This is a genomic window from Streptomyces sp. NPDC005195 (genome assembly GCF_040608315.1).
GTDB lineage: Bacteria > Actinomycetota > Actinomycetes > Streptomycetales > Streptomycetaceae > Streptomyces > Streptomyces kaempferi.
The window spans coordinates 72,525-89,545 of the sequence record NZ_JBEXHZ010000019.1 but is presented as its reverse complement, the minus strand read 5'-3'; the positions used below and the strand labels follow the sequence as shown (position 1 = coordinate 89,545).

General features: G+C 70.9%; 15 protein-coding genes. 8 read left to right on the top strand and 7 right to left on the bottom strand.

The genetic code is table 11. The annotated features are described in order from the left end of the window. Window positions 1-303: 303 nt before the first annotated feature. From ABZV34_RS20930 to ABZV34_RS20905, 6 genes are all read right to left on the bottom strand, one after another. Window positions 304-1,293, bottom strand: a complete 990-nt coding sequence (locus ABZV34_RS20930; protein ID WP_356278531.1) for a zinc-dependent alcohol dehydrogenase family protein — start codon at window positions 1,291-1,293, stop codon at window positions 304-306. Then, a complete protein-coding gene (locus ABZV34_RS20925; protein WP_356278528.1) occupies window positions 1,290-2,141 on the bottom strand; it encodes a carbohydrate ABC transporter permease in 852 nt (283 codons plus the stop codon). The genes ABZV34_RS20930 and ABZV34_RS20925 overlap by 4 nt, the downstream gene beginning before the upstream one ends. Continuing rightward, window positions 2,138-3,076, bottom strand: coding sequence for a sugar ABC transporter permease (locus tag ABZV34_RS20920; protein WP_356278525.1), 939 nt, complete (start codon window positions 3,074-3,076; stop codon window positions 2,138-2,140). Before ABZV34_RS20920 ends, ABZV34_RS20925 begins: the two co-directional genes overlap by 4 nt. Next, window positions 3,073-4,443: a sugar ABC transporter substrate-binding protein gene (locus ABZV34_RS20915; protein WP_356278522.1), complete on the bottom strand. Its 1,371-nt coding sequence runs from the start codon at window positions 4,441-4,443 to the stop codon at window positions 3,073-3,075. Before ABZV34_RS20915 ends, ABZV34_RS20920 begins: the two co-directional genes overlap by 4 nt. A gap of 130 nt (window positions 4,444-4,573) precedes the next feature. Further along, the gene (locus tag ABZV34_RS20910) at window positions 4,574-5,335 is read right to left on the bottom strand and encodes a DeoR/GlpR family DNA-binding transcription regulator (RefSeq protein ID WP_194280720.1); all 762 of its coding nucleotides are present in this window, start codon (window positions 5,333-5,335) and stop codon (window positions 4,574-4,576) included. A 269-nt stretch (window positions 5,336-5,604) separates the two neighbouring features. Then, window positions 5,605-6,429, bottom strand: coding sequence for an NAD(P)-dependent oxidoreductase (locus ABZV34_RS20905; protein ID WP_356278518.1), 825 nt, complete (start codon window positions 6,427-6,429; stop codon window positions 5,605-5,607). A 253-nt stretch (window positions 6,430-6,682) separates the two neighbouring features. Between ABZV34_RS20905 and ABZV34_RS20900 the strand changes: the two genes are divergently transcribed. Together ABZV34_RS20900 and ABZV34_RS20895 are read left to right on the top strand one after the other, a co-directional pair. Then, complete coding sequence (locus ABZV34_RS20900; protein WP_356278515.1) at window positions 6,683-7,636, top strand: 5-dehydro-4-deoxyglucarate dehydratase; 954 nt, start codon at window positions 6,683-6,685, stop codon at window positions 7,634-7,636. After that, window positions 7,633-8,805 carry a hypothetical protein gene (locus tag ABZV34_RS20895; RefSeq protein ID WP_356278512.1) on the top strand — a complete coding sequence of 391 codons (1,173 nt, stop codon included), beginning with the start codon at window positions 7,633-7,635 and terminating at the stop codon, window positions 8,803-8,805. The genes ABZV34_RS20900 and ABZV34_RS20895 overlap by 4 nt, the downstream gene beginning before the upstream one ends. A 240-nt stretch (window positions 8,806-9,045) precedes the next feature. Here the strand turns inward: ABZV34_RS20895 and ABZV34_RS20890 are convergent, their stop codons facing one another. Beyond that, window positions 9,046-10,221 (bottom strand): MFS transporter, encoded by a 1,176-nt coding sequence (locus tag ABZV34_RS20890; RefSeq protein WP_356278509.1) that lies wholly within the window; start codon window positions 10,219-10,221, stop codon window positions 9,046-9,048. A gap of 221 nt (window positions 10,222-10,442) precedes the next feature. Here ABZV34_RS20890 and ABZV34_RS20885 point away from each other — a divergent pair, with 221 nt between their 5' ends. The 6 genes from ABZV34_RS20885 to ABZV34_RS20860 all read left to right on the top strand — a co-directional run bounded on the left by ABZV34_RS20885 (window position 10,443) and on the right by ABZV34_RS20860 (window position 17,021). Beyond that, window positions 10,443-11,030: a TIGR03086 family metal-binding protein gene (locus tag ABZV34_RS20885; RefSeq protein WP_356278506.1), complete on the top strand. Its 588-nt coding sequence runs from the start codon at window positions 10,443-10,445 to the stop codon at window positions 11,028-11,030. Window positions 11,031-11,734: 704 nt separating this feature from the next. Continuing rightward, window positions 11,735-12,391 carry a GntR family transcriptional regulator gene (locus ABZV34_RS20880; protein ID WP_356278504.1) on the top strand — a complete coding sequence of 219 codons (657 nt, stop codon included), beginning with the start codon at window positions 11,735-11,737 and terminating at the stop codon, window positions 12,389-12,391. After that, entirely contained in the window at window positions 12,388-13,296 is a 909-nt protein-coding gene (locus ABZV34_RS20875; RefSeq protein WP_356278501.1) for a dihydrodipicolinate synthase family protein, read from the top strand. Before ABZV34_RS20880 ends, ABZV34_RS20875 begins: the two co-directional genes overlap by 4 nt. Continuing rightward, on the top strand, window positions 13,284-15,032 hold the full coding sequence (gene araD, locus ABZV34_RS20870; RefSeq protein ID WP_356278498.1) for an L-arabinonate dehydratase: 1,749 nt from the start codon (window positions 13,284-13,286) through the stop codon (window positions 15,030-15,032). Before ABZV34_RS20875 ends, araD begins: the two co-directional genes overlap by 13 nt. 154 nt (window positions 15,033-15,186) lie before the next feature. Further along, complete coding sequence (locus tag ABZV34_RS20865; protein ID WP_356278495.1) at window positions 15,187-16,122, top strand: sugar ABC transporter permease; 936 nt, start codon at window positions 15,187-15,189, stop codon at window positions 16,120-16,122. After that, window positions 16,119-17,021 (top strand): carbohydrate ABC transporter permease, encoded by a 903-nt coding sequence (locus ABZV34_RS20860; RefSeq protein ID WP_356278492.1) that lies wholly within the window; start codon window positions 16,119-16,121, stop codon window positions 17,019-17,021. The genes ABZV34_RS20865 and ABZV34_RS20860 overlap by 4 nt, the downstream gene beginning before the upstream one ends.

The window sequence follows — 17,021 nt, the reverse complement described above, 5'->3', positions numbered from 1 at the left end:
AAGATGAGTTGCCCGGGGTGCGTGCGGGGCTGTTGGTATGGCCTTTTTCGCCCCCGCCGCCCCTACCCGACCCATCCGTTCCTGGGGGCTCCGCCCCCAGACCCCCGGTCGGCCTTGAGGGCCTTGTCCTCAAGCGCCGGACGGGCTGAGGGTGCGGGCCGGTGCTGAAAGGCCGGCGGCGGGGCCATGCTTTTCAGCCCGTCCGGCGTTTGAGGACGAGGCCTTCGGGCGATGGCGGGGGTCTGGGGGTGGCAGCCCCCAGGTACGGGATGGGTCGGGTAGGGGCGGCGGGGGCGAGGGACCCTACGGGACCACGACGATCTTCCTGCCCACCCCCGCCGCGAACTGTTCCAGCGCCTGGGGATAGTCCGCCAGCGGGATGCGGTCACTGATGAAGACGTCCGGATCGAGGACACCCCCGGCGAAGAGTTCCGCCGCCCGTTCGAAGCTGTGCAGGACGGCCATGGAGCCGGTGATGGTGATCTCCTGGTTGTAGATGCGGTAGGGGTCGATCGAGACCCGCGTCGCGTAGTCGGCGACACCGAACTGGAGGAAGGTGCCGGCCTTGGCGACCCGGTCCAGGCCGTCCTGGATCGCCGCCGCGTTGCCCGTCGCGTCGATCACCACGTCCCACCCCCGCGGCCGGTCCAGCTCGTCCGCGTTCGCCGCCGAGGCGGACGCCCCCAGCAGCCGGGCCGTGGCGAGCCGCTGGGCGTTCACGTCGACCACGTCGACACTCGCCGCCCCCGTCCGTTTCGCCAGTTCCAGCATCATCAGACCCATCGTCCCGGAGCCGTAGATCAGGACGTGGGCCCCCAGCCGGGAGTTCAGCACGTCGTAGCCGCGTACCGCGCAGGAGAGCGGTTCGACGAGTGCCGCGTCCTGGGTACGGACGTGATCGGGGAGCTTGACGCAGTTGGCCACGGGGGCGGTCGCGTACTGCGCGGCGCCGCCCGCCGTCGTGACACCGATCGCGGCCCAGCGCTCGCAGAGGTTGTTGTGGCCGGTACGGCAGTACCGGCACTCGTGACAGTAGAGCGACGGGTCCACCGCGACCCGGTCGCCGGCCGAGACCTCCGTGACCTGGGTGCCCACGCCGACCACGGTGCCGGCGAACTCGTGGCCGGGCACGATCGGCAGCTTCGGCGCGAACTCGCCCTGGAGGATGTGCAGGTCCGTGCCGCACAGTCCGCACGCCGCGACCTCGACGACGACGTCGCGCGGGCCGGGCGTCGGGTCAGGGACCTCGGTGACGACGGCGCGGCCCACGGACTCGATGACGGCGGCCTTCATTTCACGGCTCCCAGTGACAGGCCCTGGACCAGTTTGTCCTGGGCGGCGAACCCCGCGGCGAGCACCGGCAGGGAGACGACGAGCGACGCGGCGCACACCTTGGCCAGGAAGAGACCCTGGCTGGTGATGAAGCCGGTCAGGAAGACGGGGGCGGTCTCCGCGACCACGCCCGTGAGGACCCGGGCGAACAACAGTTCGTTCCAGCTGAAGATGAAGCAGATGAGGGCGGTGGCGGCGATGCCGGGCAGGGCGATGGGGGCCACGACCCGCGCCAGGATCGTGGGCAGCCGCGCGCCGTCGATCTGCGCCGCCTCGATCACCGCCACCGGCACCTCGGCGAGGAACGACTGCATCATCCACACCGCGATCGGCAGGTTCATCGAGGTGTAGAGGATGACCAGGAGCCAGATGTTGTCGAGCATCCCGGCGTTCTTCGCGAACAGGTAGATGGGCAGCAGGCCCGCCACCACCGGCAGCATCTTCGTCGACAGGAAGAAGAACAGGACGTCCGTCCACTTCTTCACCGGCCGCACCGACAGCGCGTACGCCGCGGGGAGGGCGAGGAGGAGGACGAAGGGGGTGGAGGCCACGGACGCCACCAGCGAGTTGACCAGCGCCGGCCAGGGGCTCGCGCCACCGCCCGTGCCGAAGAAGTCGCGGTAGCCGTCGAGAGTGAGGGCGGCGCCGAAGGACGGCGGGTTGGTCGCCGCGTCCGCCTCCGAGTGGAACGACGTCAGGGCCATCCAGGCGATGGGCAGGAAGAACAGCACACCGAGTACCCAGGCCAGCAGGCCCAGGCCCGTTCCCCGGGTGCGCCGGGGACGTACGCGGATCGTGGTGGTGCTCATGCGCGGGACACCTCCTCGCGGAACAGGGACGAGACCACGCGCAGCGCGAAGGTCGCGATGATGATCGAACCGATGACGACCAGGACCCCGGCGGCCGAGGCCAGACCGTTCTCGTGGGCCTGGTAGAAGCTCTGGTAGACGGTGTAGGGCAGGTTGGCGGTGCCGAGGCCGCCGGAGGTGATGGTGAAGACGGCGTCGAAGTTCTGGACGATGTAGATCGAGCCCAGCAGGGCGCCGAGTTCGAGGTAGCGGCGCAGGTGCGGGAGCGTGAGGTGGCGGAAGACCTGCCAGTCGCTCGCGCCGTCCACCCGGGCGGCCTCGATCTGCTGCTGGTCGCGGCTCTGCAGGCCCGCCAGCAGGATCAGCATCATGAAGGGCGTCCACTGCCAGACGAGGGAGGCCTCGACCGCCAGCAGCGGGGTCTGGGAGATCCAGTCCGGCTGAGGGCCGCCCACATAGTGCAGCAGACCGTTGAGGAGGCCGTACTCGGGGTTGTAGAGCACATGTTTCCAGAGCAGGGCCGCGGCGACCGGGACCACCAGGAACGGCGCGATCAGGAGCGTACGCACCACCCCGCGCCCCCGGAACCTGCGGTCCAGGAGGAGCGCGAGGGCGAGGCCGAGGACCAGGCTGACCAGGACGACGGCCGCCGTCAGGAGGATCGTCGTCCAGACCGAGTGGCGCAGGTCCGGATCGGTGAGCACGTCCGAGTAGTTGGACAGGCCGGTGAAGTGGCGGGCCTTCGGATAGAGGGAGTTCCAGTCGAAGAGGGAGATCACCAGCGTGGCCACGAACGGGAGCTGGGTCACGGCGATCATGAAGATCAGGGCGGGGAGCAGCGGGGCGCGGGTGGCCCAGGCGCGCAGCCGGCCGGAGGGCGGGCGGGCGGCGCGGGCGGGAGCGGTGGCGAGGGGGGCTGTCGTCGTGGCGGTCATCGTCCCTCGTACTCCTTGGAGATCTTCTCGGCGAGTTTCTGGGACTTCTTCAGGGCCGAGTCGACGGACTGGCGCCCGGCGATGGCCGCGCTGATCTCCTGCGAGACCTTGGTGCCGAGATCGGTGAACTCGGGGATGCCGACGAACTGGATGCCGGGCGCCGGGCGCGGCTGCACTCCGGGGTCGCGGGGGCGGGCGCCCTCGATGGCCGCGCGGGTCATCTCCTGGAAGGCCGAGGCCTCCTTGGTGTACGCGGCGTTGGTGTAGGTCGAGGCGCGTTTGCCGGCCGGTACGTCGGACCAGCCGATGGTGTCCCCGACCAGCTGCTCGTACTGCTTGCCGGAGGCCCAGGAGATGAACTTCCAGGCCTTGTCGGAGTTGTGGGAGGCCTTCTGCAGGCCCCAGGCCCAGGTGTAGAGCCAGCCGGAGGACTCGGTCTTCTCCACGGGCGCCGGTACATAGCCCATCTTGCCCTTGACGGGGGAGTCGGACGCCTCCAGGGAACCGGCCGCGGAGGTGGCGTCGTACCACATGGCGACCTTGCCCTGGGTGATGTTGTTGAGGCACTCGGCGAAGCCGGACTGGGCGGCGCCGGACTCGCCGTGCTCGCGGACGAGGTCCACGTAGAACTTCGTCGCCTTCACGAACTCGGGGGAGTCGAGGCGCGCCTTCCAGTCCTTGTCGAACCAGGTGCCGCCGAAGGTGTTCACGACGGTCGTCAGCGGGGCCATCAGCTCGCCCCAGCCGGGCAGGCCGCGCAGGCAGATGCCCTTCATGCCGGACCGGGCACCGTCGGCCTCGGAGGCCAGCTGTGCCACCTGGTCCCAGGTGGGATGCGGGGGCATGGTCAGGCCCTTCGCGGCGAACACGTCCTTGCGGTACATCAGGAAGGACGACTCGCCGTAGAAGGGCTGCCCGTAGAGCTTGCCGTCGTCGGCCGTCAGGGACTGCCGCATGGGCGCGAGGATGTCCTGCTCGTCGTAGCCGCTGTCCTGGCGGACGTAGGAGTCCATCTCGTGCAGCCAGCCGTTCCTGGCGTAGATCGGTATCTCGTAGTTGGACAGGGTGGCCACGTCGTACTGGCCCGCCTGGTTGGCGAAGTCCTGGCTGATCTTGTCGCGGACGTCGTTCTCCGGCAGCACGGTGAAGTTCACCTTGATGCCGGTCTCCTTGGTGAAGTGGGCCTTGGTGAGTTTCTGCAGCTCCACCATCTGCGGGTTGTTGACCATCAGGACGTTGATGGAGTCGCCGCCGGAGCCCGCCCCGCCCGCTCCGGTCCAACACCCGGAGAGCAGCGGGGTGAGCAGCGTCCCTGCGGCGACCGCGGCGAACAGCGCGCGCGGCCTCCGTCGGCTCGGGGTTCGCATGGATCACTCCTGGACTTATAGGGAGATATAGGGCGTAACCGGAGTTGGGGTGCCCCTGGGAGGGTGAGTGAGGACGGGGGTGAGTGGGGGCGTGGGATGTCGGACGCGGTGCGGGGGGTGGGTTAGGTTCTCAGACGCGTATGACCTGGGGTCCCTGCAGTGAGTAGCGGTGAGCTTCGGCCGTCGGGAGCAGGGTGCTCGTGACGATCGTCTCCAGGGCGGTGATCTCGGCGAAGCGGCAGAAACTGACCGCCCCGAACTTGGTGTGCACACCGGCGAAGACCGTGCGCCGGGAGGCCCGGATCGCCTGGGCCTTGACCTCGCTGACCGCCGGGTCGGGGGTGGTGAGGCCGTGTTCGCGGGAGATGCCGTTGGCGCCGATGTAGGCCAGGTCGATGACGAAGCCGGCGAGCATCTTCGTCGTCCAGTGGTCCACGGTCGCGAGGGTGCCGGGGCGTACCCGGCCGCCGAGCAGCAGGACGCTGGTGTTGTCCGCCTCGGCGAGTGCGCCCGCCGTGGCGAGGGACGCGGTGACCACGGTCAGCGGCCGGTCGTGGGGCAGGGCCTCGGCGATGAGCTGGGGGGTGAAGCCCTCGTCGACGAAGACCGTCTCGGCGTCGCCGAGCAGTTCGGCCGCGGCGGCCGCGATCCGCCGTTTCTCGGGTACGTGGCTGGTGGCGCGGAAGGCGAGTGTCGTCTCGAATCCGGCGCTCTCGACGGGATAGGCGCCGCCGTGGGTGCGGCGTACCAGCCCGTGGTCCTCCAGGGCGCGCAGGTCACGTCGTACGGTCTCCTTGGCGACGCCCAGTTCGGCGGCGAGCGCGGTGACGTCGACCGAACCCGTACGGCGGGCGGCTCGGACGATCTCCCGCTGACGTTCTTCCGCGCTCATGGCCGGCACCCGCTTCCCGCGTCCTGTTCTCGCTGCCCGTTCGGGCCCGGTCGGGCCTTGGAGGAAGTTCTACAGCGGGCGCGCGGCACTGACCAGGCCTGTTGCACGCCCGATGATGCCCGGCTGTGCCCGTTCGGCCGCGCGGGGGAGCGTGCCGGACCTGGGGCGGAGCCGGTGCGGGGGTGGGGTCGGGCAGGGTTCGTGCCCGAACACGGAGGCGGGCGGGCCCGTTCGGTGCCCGCCCGCTCCGTCGTGCCCGTGCGGCGCCGTCAGTACGGCCAGATCGGCGGGTGCGTGGTGAAGTGGCCGCCCAGGTGGGCGTGGTCCGGATTGTCCGGGTCGAGCTCGCCCTGCTCGGCGATGAGCTTCTCGGCGTACGGCTCGGAGTCGTCCTGCGGCTCGTAGCCCAGCGCCCGTGCCGTCGACAGGTCCCACCACAGACGGGTGTTGGCGGAGGAGCCGTAGACGACCGTGTGGCCCACGTTCTCGGCGGTGAGCGCCGCGTGGAAGAGGCGGGCGCCGTCCCCGGGGCTCATCCACACGGAGAGCATGCGCACGCTGCTGGGCTCCGCGAAGCAGGAGCCGATGCGGACCGAGACCGTCTCCAGGCCGTGCTTGTCCCAGTAGAACTGGGCCAGGTCCTCGCCGAAGGACTTCGACAGGCCGTAGAAGGTGTCCGGCCGGCGGGGGGTGTCGACGGGGATCAGGGCGTCCTCGCCGAACGGGGCGTCCCCCCGCGGGCGCGGGGTGAAGCCGACCGCGTGGTTGGAGGAGGCGAAGACGACGCGCCGTACGCCCTCCTCGCGCGCGGCCTCGTACAGGTTGTACGTCCCCTCGATGTTCGCCTTGAGGATCTTGTCGAAGGAGGCTTCCAGGGAGATGCCGGCGAGGTGGATGATCGCGTCGACACCGCGTACCGCCTCGCGCAGCGCGGCCCGGTCGGCCAGGTCCGCGGTGATCGCGTCCGGCTCGCCCTCGACCGGGAGCAGGTCGAGCAGGCGCAGCCGGTGGCCGTGCTGCGGCAGCAGGCCCCGCATCAGGGTGCCGAGTCCGCCGGCGGCGCCGGTGAGCAGAACGGTGCGGGGAGCGGGCATGCGGGTGTCTCCTCAGGGCCACGCGAGCGGCCGTATGCTTGTACGGCATTCACATCCATGGACACGCTAGGGATCGCCCGCCTGTCGAGTCAAGTGTCGCGCGGAGGCGGTCAATCCGCTGCCGTGTTACGGGTGTGCGCGCTTGACCGGCCCCAAGGTCGCGCTTTAGCGTGGTTGCGTTCAGAAATATGGACGTGGATCAGAAACATGCACCCGCTGTTGTGTGCGTGAGCACCTGCCTCAGGGAGAGTCCGTGACGTCAGCCCCCCTTGCCGCTCGGCTCAGCATCCCCAGCGGGCCGCTGTTCTTCCCCGTCACGGCGTACGGCCCCGACGGCGCCCTCGATCTGGACGTCTACCGCGAGCACGTACGGCGCGGCGTAGAGGCCGGGGCCGCCGCGGTCTTCGCCTGCTGCGGCACCGGCGAGTTCCACGCGCTCGCGCCCGAGGAGTTCCAGGAGTGCGTGCGGGCGGCCGTCGAGGAGGCGGCGGGACGGGTGCCGGTCGTCGCGGGCGCGGGGTACGGGACCGCGCTCGCCGTACGGTTCGCGCGGCTCGCCGAGGAGGCCGGCGCCGACGGGCTGCTCGCGATGCCGCCGTACCTGGTGGTCGCGGGACAGGAGGGACTGCTGCGCCACTACCGGGAGCTGGCCACCGCCACCTCGCTGGACATCGTGGTGTACCAGCGCGACAACGCCGTGTTCACACCCGGGACCGTGGTCGAACTGGCCCGGAGCGAGGGGATCATCGGCTTCAAGGACGGGCTCGGCGACCTGGACCTGATGCAGCGCGTCGTCAGCGCGGTGCGCAGCGAGGTCCCCGGGGACTTCCTGTACTTCAACGGGCTGCCCACCGCCGAACTCACGGGGCTCGCCTACCGCGGCATCGGCATCACCCTGTACTCGTCCGCGGTCTTCTGCTTCGCCCCCGAGATCGCGCTGGCCTTCCACGCCGCGCTGAACGCCGGCGCCGACGACATGGTGAACCGGCTGCTGGACGGGTTCTACCGGCCGTTCGTCGATCTGCGGGCGCAGGGGCGCGGCTACGCCGTGTCGCTGGTCAAGGCGGGGGTGCGGCTGCGCGGACTGGACGTGGGGGAGGTACGGCCGCCGCTGCACGAACCGACCGAGGACCATGTGAAGCGGCTCGCCGAGCTGATCGAGCGCGGGTACGCGCTGCTGGAGCCGGCCGAGGGGGAGAGCCGGTGAAGGCGTCGGCCTTCGTCTATCCGTGGGACGTCGTCGGGGACCCGGCGGCGGCCGGGCGGATCGCCGGGCTCGGGGTGCGGCAGGCGACGCTCGCCTCCGCGTACCACTCCACCCGCGCGCTGACCCCTCGTCACCCGCGGCACCGCATCGTGACGGCGTCGCACGCGGCCGTCCTGTACCCGGTGGACGGCGCGCGCTGGGCCGGGCGCGTCCTGCGGCCGTACGAGGCCGGGGACTGGGCGCCCGGGGACGCGTACGGGACGGCCGCCGCCGCGCTCGCCGAGGCCGGCCTCGACGTCCACACCTGGGTGGTCCTCGCGCACAACTCCCGCCTGGGGGCCGAGCATCCGGACACGTCCGTCGTCAACGCGTACGGCGACCGGTACGGGTGGGCGCCGTGCGTCGCGCAGGCCGGCACCCGGGAGTACCTCGCGGACCTCGCGGTGGAGGCGGCGGTGCGGCCCGGGGCGCGGGGCACCGAGCTGGAGTCGCTCGGGTGGTACGGAATGGCGCATCTGCACGCGCACGACAAGATCGGCGGCGTGGGGCTCGGGGACGCCGGGCAGTACCTGATGTCGCTGTGCTTCTGCCCGGCGTGCCGGGACGGGTACGCGGGGCACGGGCTCCACGCCGGTGACGTCGCGGCCACCGTCCGCGAGGCCCTGGAGCCCGTGTGGCGGGGGGCCGTGCCCTCGGACGGAGGCTGGCAGACGATCGAGAAGCTGCTCGGGAGCGAGGTGGCGGGCGCCACGCGCGCGTGGCGCGACGGGGTGGCCCGCTCGCTCCAGGAGACCACGGTCGCGGCGGTACGGGCGGCCGCGCCCGACGGGTTCCAGGTGCTGCTGCACGCCGATCCCGTCTCGTTCCACTGCGGGGCGAACGCAGGGGTCGATCCCGCGCACATCCTCTCCGTGGCGGACGGGGTGGTGGTGCCGTGCACCGGCGGCACGGAGCTGCTGGCACCGTTCGCGCGGCAGGGACGGGACGCGGCCGTACTGGCGGCCAACTTCACGGTCGTGTCGGGCATGGGAGGCAGTCCGGGCACACTCGCGGACGATGCGGCACGGGCGGCTTCACTGGGAGCGGGGGAACTGCGGCTGTATCACGCGGGGTTGGCCTCGGAGGGGGATCTGGAAGCGGTGAGAGCGGTACTGGCGGCCGCGCCCTGAGGGGCTGGGGGTGAGTCTTCGGGTGCGGGCGGGCGGGGCTGGTCGCACGGTTCCCCGCGCCTCTCAAGAGCGCGGACCGCGCCCGGCGTCTTCAGCGCGGTCCTGCGCCCCCTGCGCGGGCCCGTGTCTTCGGAGCGGGTCGGCGTCATCAGCCCGGCCGGCGTTTGAGGACGAGGCCGTTCAGGCCGGAGCGGAGGTCCGGGGGCGCAGCCCCCGGGGCGGTCGCGAAACGGGGCGGACTCAGTGCCGGGCCAGCAGGGGCCGGAGCGTCAGCAGGCGGGCGAGCGCCAGCGCCGGGAGCAGAAGGCGATAGCCGACCAGTTCCCCCACCCCCGCACCGACCGCCAGCCCGAGCGCGTTCGGCGCGAACATCAGGGTGTTCGCGGTGGCGGCGGTACGCCCGAGCAGCCGCCCCGGCGTCTCGCGCTGCACGGCGGTGTACGCGGCGATCAGCACACACGGAAGCCCGGCCCCGATCGCGGCACTGCACACCAGGGCCACCCCGTCGGCCGCCACCGCACGCGACCCGGCCGCGACCGCCGTCAGAGCGATCCCGTACGCGGCGAAGCGACGCTCACCCCATCGCCGCAACAGCGGGCCCGAGACCAGGCCGGTCAGTACCGACCCGGCGCCCTGGACGGCGTAGAGGAGCCCGGCGTACGCGGGGGAGTGGCCCAGTCCCTCGACGACGGCGTAGATCAGGGAGCCGTTGAGACCCGCGAAGAGCATGGTCGTACCGCCGGCCAGGACCAGCGGCCGGAGTTCCGGGTGCCCCAGGACGTACCGCGCGCCCACGGCCGTCCGGGACCGCCAGGTCGCGGTGTCCGGGGCGGGCTGCGCCTCCCGGGGGCGCAGCAGCGCGCACACCCCGGCGGCCAGCGCGAACGTCACCGCGTCGAGAAGCGCGACCCGCGCACCGCCGTACGCCGCGTACAGGGCCGCCCCGGCCGCCGGCGCCACCAGCTTCATGCCCTCGTCGGCCGTCATGCGCAGCCCGTTGAAGTCCCCGAGAAGACTCCGGTCGACCACCGCGGCCACCAGCGCGGACTCGGCGGCGTCGTGGACGACGCCCACCGCGCCGTAGACCAGGAGCACCGCGAACAGGATCCACAGCCGGTCCGGGGCGTCCACGGCGAGGAGGGCCGGCAGGAGCACCGCCAGTGCCAGGTTCGTGCCGATCAGCAGGGGCCGGCGGCGGGTGCGGTCCGCGAGCGTGCCCAGGAGGGGGCCGACGAGCGTGGGGGCCCAGAGCGCGCACACGCACAGGGCCGCCAGACCGTTCGAGCCCGTCAGGTCCTTGACCCAGATGCCCGACACCAGCCACATCGCCGACGAGCCGAAGCCGGAGACCACCACAGCGGTCAGATAGAGGCCCGCGTCGCGGTCCCGCAGTACACGCGTCACTGTCCATGTCATGACAGGTGATGGTGGTCCTAAGGGGGCCTGGCGGGGATCGGGCAGGTGCCCTGTACCGGCGCGTATTTCCGGCCCGCGCACCTGTCACCCCGCGCACCTGTCACCCCGCGCACCCGCCACCCCGCGCACCCGCCTCCGGCACCGCGCCGATGAGTTCTCGGCGCGTCCCCGGTCTGCCCCACGAGCGGACTCTGTGAGGGTTCGGAACCGAGGAGCAGCCGATGACCGACCCGACTCTCGACCTGGGGCCGCAGGCCCTGATCGTCGCGCGACTCGTGGCGGGGGTGACGGACCGCCGGCTCGACGACATCACCCCCTGCCCCGCGTACGCGGTGCACCACATGCTCGGCCATCTGGGCGGACTGGCCGTCGCCTTCCGCGACGCCGGACGCAAGAACCTGGGCGCCAGGACCGACACCAGCCCGGACACGACCGTGCCCGACATCGCCCCCGACTGGCGCGAGACCCTGCCGAAGGCGCTCGGCGAACTCGTGGAGGTCTGGCGCGACCCGGCCGCCTGGGAGGGGGAGACCCGAGCGGGCGGGGTGACCCTGCCGGGCGCAATCGCCGGTGCCGTGGCCGCCGACGAACTGGTCGTGCACGGCTGGGACCTGGCCCGCGCCACCGGCCAGGAGTACGAGCCCGACCCGGCCGCGCTGCACGCGTCGTACGGCTTCCTCGCCGCGGCGGCCCAGGATGCCGGCCGGGGCGGAGGCGCTTTCGGGCCCGTGGTGCCGGTGCCGGACGACGCGCCGTTGCTGGACCGTCTGATCGCCCTCAGCGGTCGCGACCCCGGCTGGAAGTCCTAGGGCGTGTATCGAAAGTGGATCTCGGACTGTGAATGACGTGGGTGGCTCTATCAGCGCTCACGATCACGCTCTACAACCCCTTCGTCGAACAGATACCGAAGATGTTCGGCCAGCAGACCGGGGGCGACGGAGGGAGGAAGAGGGAGCCAGGTTGTGGCCTCAAGCGAGGGGCTGCCGGCCGCATCAAGGGAGGCGCAACCCCAGCCGCGACGTGTGCCTCTGGTCCCCCAAAACACGACGATTCCGTTCGTCCAGGGTCCATGAGCGAGCGCAGTATCACCCTTTGGCCAGTAGAAGGCCGTTCCACGTGACTCGTCCCATCGCTCTGCAGGCGACAATCCTGCGACCTCAAGAGCCTGAGCTGCGGTCAAGCAGTACTGCCGAATCTCGGAGTAGTTAGCGGCAGCTGCGGCGCCGTCCCAAGTTGTCATGGCCCTCCTTTACTTCGAACGACTCGACCACAGCAGTCGCTACCAGCGCTTTCGCAACAGGCCCTAGTACACCTCCGGCCCTTGGGTCCCGTCCGAAGCCCCGCGCAGGGCTTCGGACGGGGCCCTGCGCGATGCGTCTCCCTTTCTTTTCTTTCTTCCGTCCGAAGCGTTGACGAAACACGGGCGCGCTCCTACGTTCATCGCGTCGTACTTCGTACGTCATATATGAGACGCGATACGTGAGATCCGATACGTGAGATCCGAGAGGCGCGCATGACCTCTGTGCCCACACCGATACCGTCCCGCACGCAGTTCGTGCTGGAAGGGATCAAACACCGCATCCTCACCGGGCAGTTGACGCCCGGTCAGGCCCTGGTCGAGAGCGAGCTCGCCGCACGGTTCGGGGTGTCGAAGACGCCCGTGCGCGAGGCGCTCAAGACCCTGGCCGGTACCGGACTCGTCGTGATGAACCAGTACAAGGGCGTCACGGTGCGCATGGTGGACGCGGACATGGCGCGTGAGGTGTACGACGTCCGGCTGCTGCTGGAGCCGGAGGCGCTGCGCCGGTCCGTCCTGCGCGGAGCCTCGCTCGCCGCCGCGCGGGACGCTCTCACCCGCGCCGACGACGCCTCCGACGCCGCCGAACGCTCGCTGGCCAACCGGGAGTTCCACCGCGCCCTGTACGTGTCCTGCGGCAACCCCCTGCTGGGCCGCATGCTCGACGAGGTCCGCGACCAGGCCGCCCTGGTCTCCGCGGTCGCCTGGGCCGCCGACCCGTCCTGGGAGCGCGAGGCCGGCGAACACCGGGAGATCCTGCGCCTTGCCCTCGACGACGACGCGGACGGCGCGGCCCGCGCGCTGCACGCCCACATCGAGTCGTTCGTGCGGCGGGCCTTCCCCCCGGCCCGGGAGGAGGACGGACAGGAATGACAGCGACGTACGAGGCCCAACGGGCGGCGCTCGCCGAGGTCGTGGCGATCCCCGTGACCCCCTTCGCACAGGACGGGACGATCGACCGCGACACCCACCGCGCCCTGCTGCGCCGGCTGCTCGACGGCGGGGTCCGCACCCTCACACCCAACGGCAACACCGGCGAGTTCTACGCCCTGACCCCCGAAGAGCGTTCGCTCGTCACGGAGTTGACCATCGACGAAGCGGGCGGGCGGGCCGCCGTCCTGGTCGGGGTCGGGCACGACGTACCGACCGCCGTCGCCTCCGCCCGGCACGCCCGCACGCTCGGAGCGGCGATGGTGATGGTCCATCAGCCCGTCCACCCGTATGTCTCGGAGGGCGGCTGGCTCGACTACCACCGGGCCGTCGCCGAGTCCGTGCCGGAGATGGGGGTCGTGCCCTACATCCGCAACCCCCGGCTCCCGGGGGCCCGGCTCGCCGAGCTCGCCGACGTCTGCCCGAACGTGATCGGCGTCAAGTACGCCGTCCCGGACGCCGCCCGCTTCGCCGCCTTCGCCCGGGACGCGGGACTCGAACGGTTCGTGTGGGTGGCGGGGCTCGCCGAGCCCTACGCGCCCTCCTACTTCTCGGCGGGTGCCACCGGCTTCACCTCCGGTCTGGTCAACGTCGCCCCGTCGCTCTCGCTCACCATGATCGAGGCGCTCCGCTCCGGCGACTACCCGGCCGCGATGAAGGTCTGGGAGCAGATCCGCCGCTTCGAGGAACTGCGCGCCGCCGACGCCTCCGCCAACAACGTGACCGTGGTCAAGGAGGCGCTCGCCTCGCTCGGCCTGTGCCGGCGCGAGGTACGCCCGCCGAGCAGGGAGCTGTCCGAGTCCGAGCGGTCGGAAGTCGCCGCCATCGCCGCGGGATGGCCGCTGTGAGCACGGGGCGGGAGAAGAGGCGCCCGGAGGACCTCAGGAGCCACCAGTGGTACGGCACCGACGGGCTGCGCTCCTTCAGCCACCGTGCCAGGACCCGCCAGCTCGGCTATCTGCCCGAGGAGCACCTCGGCAAGCCGGTCATCGCGATCCTGAACACCTGGTCCGACATCAACCCGTGCCACGTCCACCTCCGGGACCGGGCGCAGGCCGTGAAACGGGGCGTGTGGCAGGCCGGGGGCTTCCCGCTGGAGTTCCCGGTGTCCACCCTCAGCGAGACCTTCCAGAAGCCGACCCCGATGCTCTACCGCAACCTGCTCGCCCTGGAGACGGAGGAGCTGCTGCGCTCCTACCCCGTGGACGGCGCGGTGCTGATGGGCGGCTGCGACAAGTCCACCCCCGCTCTGCTGATGGGCGCGGCCTCCGTCGACCTGCCGGCCGTCTTCGTGCCCGCCGGGCCGATGCTGCCCGGTCACTGGCGCGACGAGGTCCTCGGCTCCGGCACCGACATGTGGAAGTACTGGGACGACAGGCGCGCCGGACTCATCGGCGACTGCGAGATGACCGAACTGGAGAGCGGCCTCGCGCGGTCCCCCGGCCACTGCATGACCATGGGGACGGCGTCCACGCTCACCGCCGCCGCCGAGGCGCTCGGGGTGACGGTCCCCGGCGCGTCCAGCATCCCGGCCGTCGACTCCGGCCATGACCGGATGGCGGCCGCCGCGGGCCTGCGGATCGTCGACCTCGTGCACCGGGACCGGAAGCTGTCCGACATCCTCACCGAGGAGGCCTTCGCGGACGCCGTGACGACCGTCCTCGGACTCGGCGGCTCCACCAACGCCGTCATCCACCTGATCGCCATGGCCGGACGCGCGGGCGTCACCCTCACCCTCGACGACTTCGACCGGATCGCGCGGACCGTGCCGGTGCTCGCCAACGTACGGCCCGGCGGGCGGACCTACCTGATGGAGGACTTCCACTTCGCAGGCGGTCTGCCCGGGTTCCTGTCACGGATCACGGACCTGCTGCACCTGGACCGGCCGACGGTGTCGCACGACACCCTGCGCGAGCAGCTGGCCACCGCCCGGGTGCACAACGACGACGTCATCCGCCCCCGGGACCACCCCGTCGCCGCCGAGGGAGGTGTCGCCGTCCTGCGCGGCAACCTCTGCCCCGACGGCGCGGTCATCAAGCACATCGCCGCCGAGCCGCGGCTGCTCAGGCACACCGGGCCCGCGGTCGTCTTCGACGACTACCGGACGATGCAGCGGACCATCGACGACCCGTCCCTCGGCATCACGGCGGACAGCGTGCTGGTGCTGCGCGGCTCCGGGCCCAAGGGCGGTCCCGGCATGCCCGAGTACGGCATGCTGCCCATCCCCGGCCACCTGCTGAAGCAGGGCGTACGGGACATGGTCCGGATCTCCGACGCCCGGATGAGCGGCACGAGTTACGGCGCCTGTGTGCTGCACGTGGCACCCGAGTCGCACGTCGGAGGCCCGCTCGCCCTGGTGCGGACCGGTGACACGATCACCCTGGACGTCGAGGCGCGGTCGCTCCGGCTCGACGTGGACGACGTGGAGCTGGAGCGGCGCAGGGCGCTGTGGACGGCGCCGCCCGAGCGGTACGAGCGCGGCTACGGGGCGCTCTACAACGAGCAGATCACCCAGGCCGACACCGGCTGCGACTTCGCGTTCCTGGCCCGGCCGGGCAAAGTGCCGGATCCCTACGCCGGGTGAGGGCGGTCCGCGAGGACCGCGCTCCCTGGCCGACGACCCGAACGACACCTCCGAAGCGCGTTCACCCATGCGCGTCTAGCAAGCGCTTCCTGTCTCACCGGCACAGACACCGACGGCAAGCGTTCCACGGCACCCGCAAGAACGGAGAACAGTCATGGCCCAAGCCGCAGCCGTGGCGAAACAGCCCGCGCCGCTCCGGCGGCGCCGCCGCTCGGCGACGCCCCGCAGGCTCCCGTATCTGCTGATCGCCCCCGCGGGGCTGCTGATGCTGGGCTTCATCGCCTACCCGGTCATCAGCGTCTTCTACTACAGCCTGCAGAACTACAACCCCACCAAGCCGTGGCGCAACGGGTTCGCGGGCTTCGAGAACTTCGTGCACGCCTTCACCGCCGACCCCCAGTTCTGGGACACGCTGACCTTCAGCGCCCAGTGGGTCGTCGTCGAGGTCGGTCTGCAACTGCTCTTCGGTCTGGCGCTGGCGCTGATCGTCAACCAGACCTTCGTGGGCCGCGCGGCCGGCCGGGCGCTGGTCTTCTCGCCCTGGGCCGTCTCCGGGGTGCTGACCTCCGCGATCTGGGTACTGCTCTACAACTCCCAGACCGGCATCACCCGTTACCTCGCGGACGCCGGCATCGGCCAGTACGGCACCAGTTGGCTGTCGGACACCGCCACCGTCTTCCCCGCGGCCGTCGTCGCCGACCTGTGGCGAGGAGTGCCCTTCTTCGCGATCCTCATCCTCGCCGACCTCCAGTCCGTCTCCAAGGACCTGTACGAGGCCGCCGAGGTGGACGGCGCGAGCCGCTTCCGGCAGTTCCTGCACATCACCCTGCCGCACCTGAAGGACGCCATCGTCCTGTCCACGCTGCTGCGCGCGGTCTGGGAGTTCAACAACGTCGACCTGCTCTACACCCTGACCGGCGGCGGACCCGCGGGCGAGACGACCACCCTTCCGCTCTACATCGCCAACACCAGTGTCGACGCGCACAACTTCGGCTACGCGTCCGCCCTCACCACGGTCGCGTTCGTGATTCTGCTGTTCTGCTCGATCGTCTATCTGCGGCTGAGCAAGTTCGGAGGCGGGGACAAGTGATCACCGAGGACGTCACCGTCAGGGCCCCCGCGGCACCGGCCCCGGCGGCAGAGGAGCCCCGGCAGCGTCCGGGCGCGAAGCGCCGCGCCTGGGACGAGGTCCCGCGCCGGTACATCTACTTCCCGCTGGGCCTCTATCTCCTCTTCACCCTGATCCCCTTCTACTGGATCCTGCTCTTCGCGCTCCGCCCGGCCGGGTCCACCTCGCTGGTGCCGTGGCCCATGACCTTCGAGCACTTCGACAAGGTGTGGACCGAGCGCAGTTTCGGGACCTACTTCCAGAACAGCGTGCTCATCGCCGTCGCCACGCTCGTCATGACGACCGTGGTCGCCCTGGCCGGCGGATACGCCCTGGCCCGCTTCGAATTCAGGATCAAACGCGGCTTCATGCTGGCGCTGCTGTGCTCCCAGTTCGTCCCGGGCGCACTGCTGCTGGTACCGCTGTTCCAGATCTTCGCCAAGCTCCAGATGATCAACTCGCTGGGCAGCGTCGTCATCGCCGAGACGGTGTTCCAACTGCCGCTGTCGATGATCCTCATCAGCGGGTTCATCAGGAACGTGCCGTACTCCCTGGAAGAGGCAGCCTGGGTCGACGGCTGCGGCCGCCTCACCTCCTTCCGGATCGTCGTACTCCCGCTGCTGCGGCCGGGGTTGATCGCGGTCGGTTCCTTCGCCTTCGTGCACGCCTGGAACCACTTCCTGTTCGCCCTGATGTTCCTCAGCGACCAGGGCAAGCAGACGATCCCGGTCGGCCTCAACACCCTGATGAGCGCCGACAGCGTCGACCTCGGCGCGCTCGCCGCGGGCGGCATCATCGCCGCCGTCCCCGTCGTCATCGTGTTCGCCTTCATCCAGAAGTGGCTCATCACCGGCTTCAGCGCGGGGGCGGTGAAGGGATGA

Excerpts from the sequence above, each read along its gene's own strand:
- ABZV34_RS20930 (WP_356278531.1), bottom strand. The coding sequence starts at position 1,293 with ATGAAGGCCGCCGTCATCGAGTCCGTGGGCCGCGCCGTCGTCACCGAG.
- ABZV34_RS20925 (WP_356278528.1), bottom strand. The coding sequence starts at position 2,141 with ATGAGCACCACCACGATCCGCGTACGTCCCCGGCGCACCCGGGGAACG.
- ABZV34_RS20920 (WP_356278525.1), bottom strand. The coding sequence starts at position 3,076 with ATGACCGCCACGACGACAGCCCCCCTCGCCACCGCTCCCGCCCGCGCC.
- ABZV34_RS20915 (WP_356278522.1), bottom strand. The coding sequence starts at position 4,443 with ATGCGAACCCCGAGCCGACGGAGGCCGCGCGCGCTGTTCGCCGCGGTC.
- ABZV34_RS20910 (WP_194280720.1), bottom strand. The coding sequence starts at position 5,335 with ATGAGCGCGGAAGAACGTCAGCGGGAGATCGTCCGAGCCGCCCGCCGT.
- ABZV34_RS20905 (WP_356278518.1), bottom strand. The coding sequence starts at position 6,429 with ATGCCCGCTCCCCGCACCGTTCTGCTCACCGGCGCCGCCGGCGGACTC.
- ABZV34_RS20890 (WP_356278509.1), bottom strand. The coding sequence starts at position 10,221 with ATGACATGGACAGTGACGCGTGTACTGCGGGACCGCGACGCGGGCCTC.
- ABZV34_RS20885 (WP_356278506.1), top strand. The coding sequence starts at position 10,443 with ATGACCGACCCGACTCTCGACCTGGGGCCGCAGGCCCTGATCGTCGCG.
- ABZV34_RS20880 (WP_356278504.1), top strand. The coding sequence starts at position 11,735 with ATGACCTCTGTGCCCACACCGATACCGTCCCGCACGCAGTTCGTGCTG.
- ABZV34_RS20875 (WP_356278501.1), top strand. The coding sequence starts at position 12,388 with ATGACAGCGACGTACGAGGCCCAACGGGCGGCGCTCGCCGAGGTCGTG.
- araD (WP_356278498.1), top strand. The coding sequence starts at position 13,284 with ATGGCCGCTGTGAGCACGGGGCGGGAGAAGAGGCGCCCGGAGGACCTC.
- ABZV34_RS20865 (WP_356278495.1), top strand. The coding sequence starts at position 15,187 with ATGGCCCAAGCCGCAGCCGTGGCGAAACAGCCCGCGCCGCTCCGGCGG.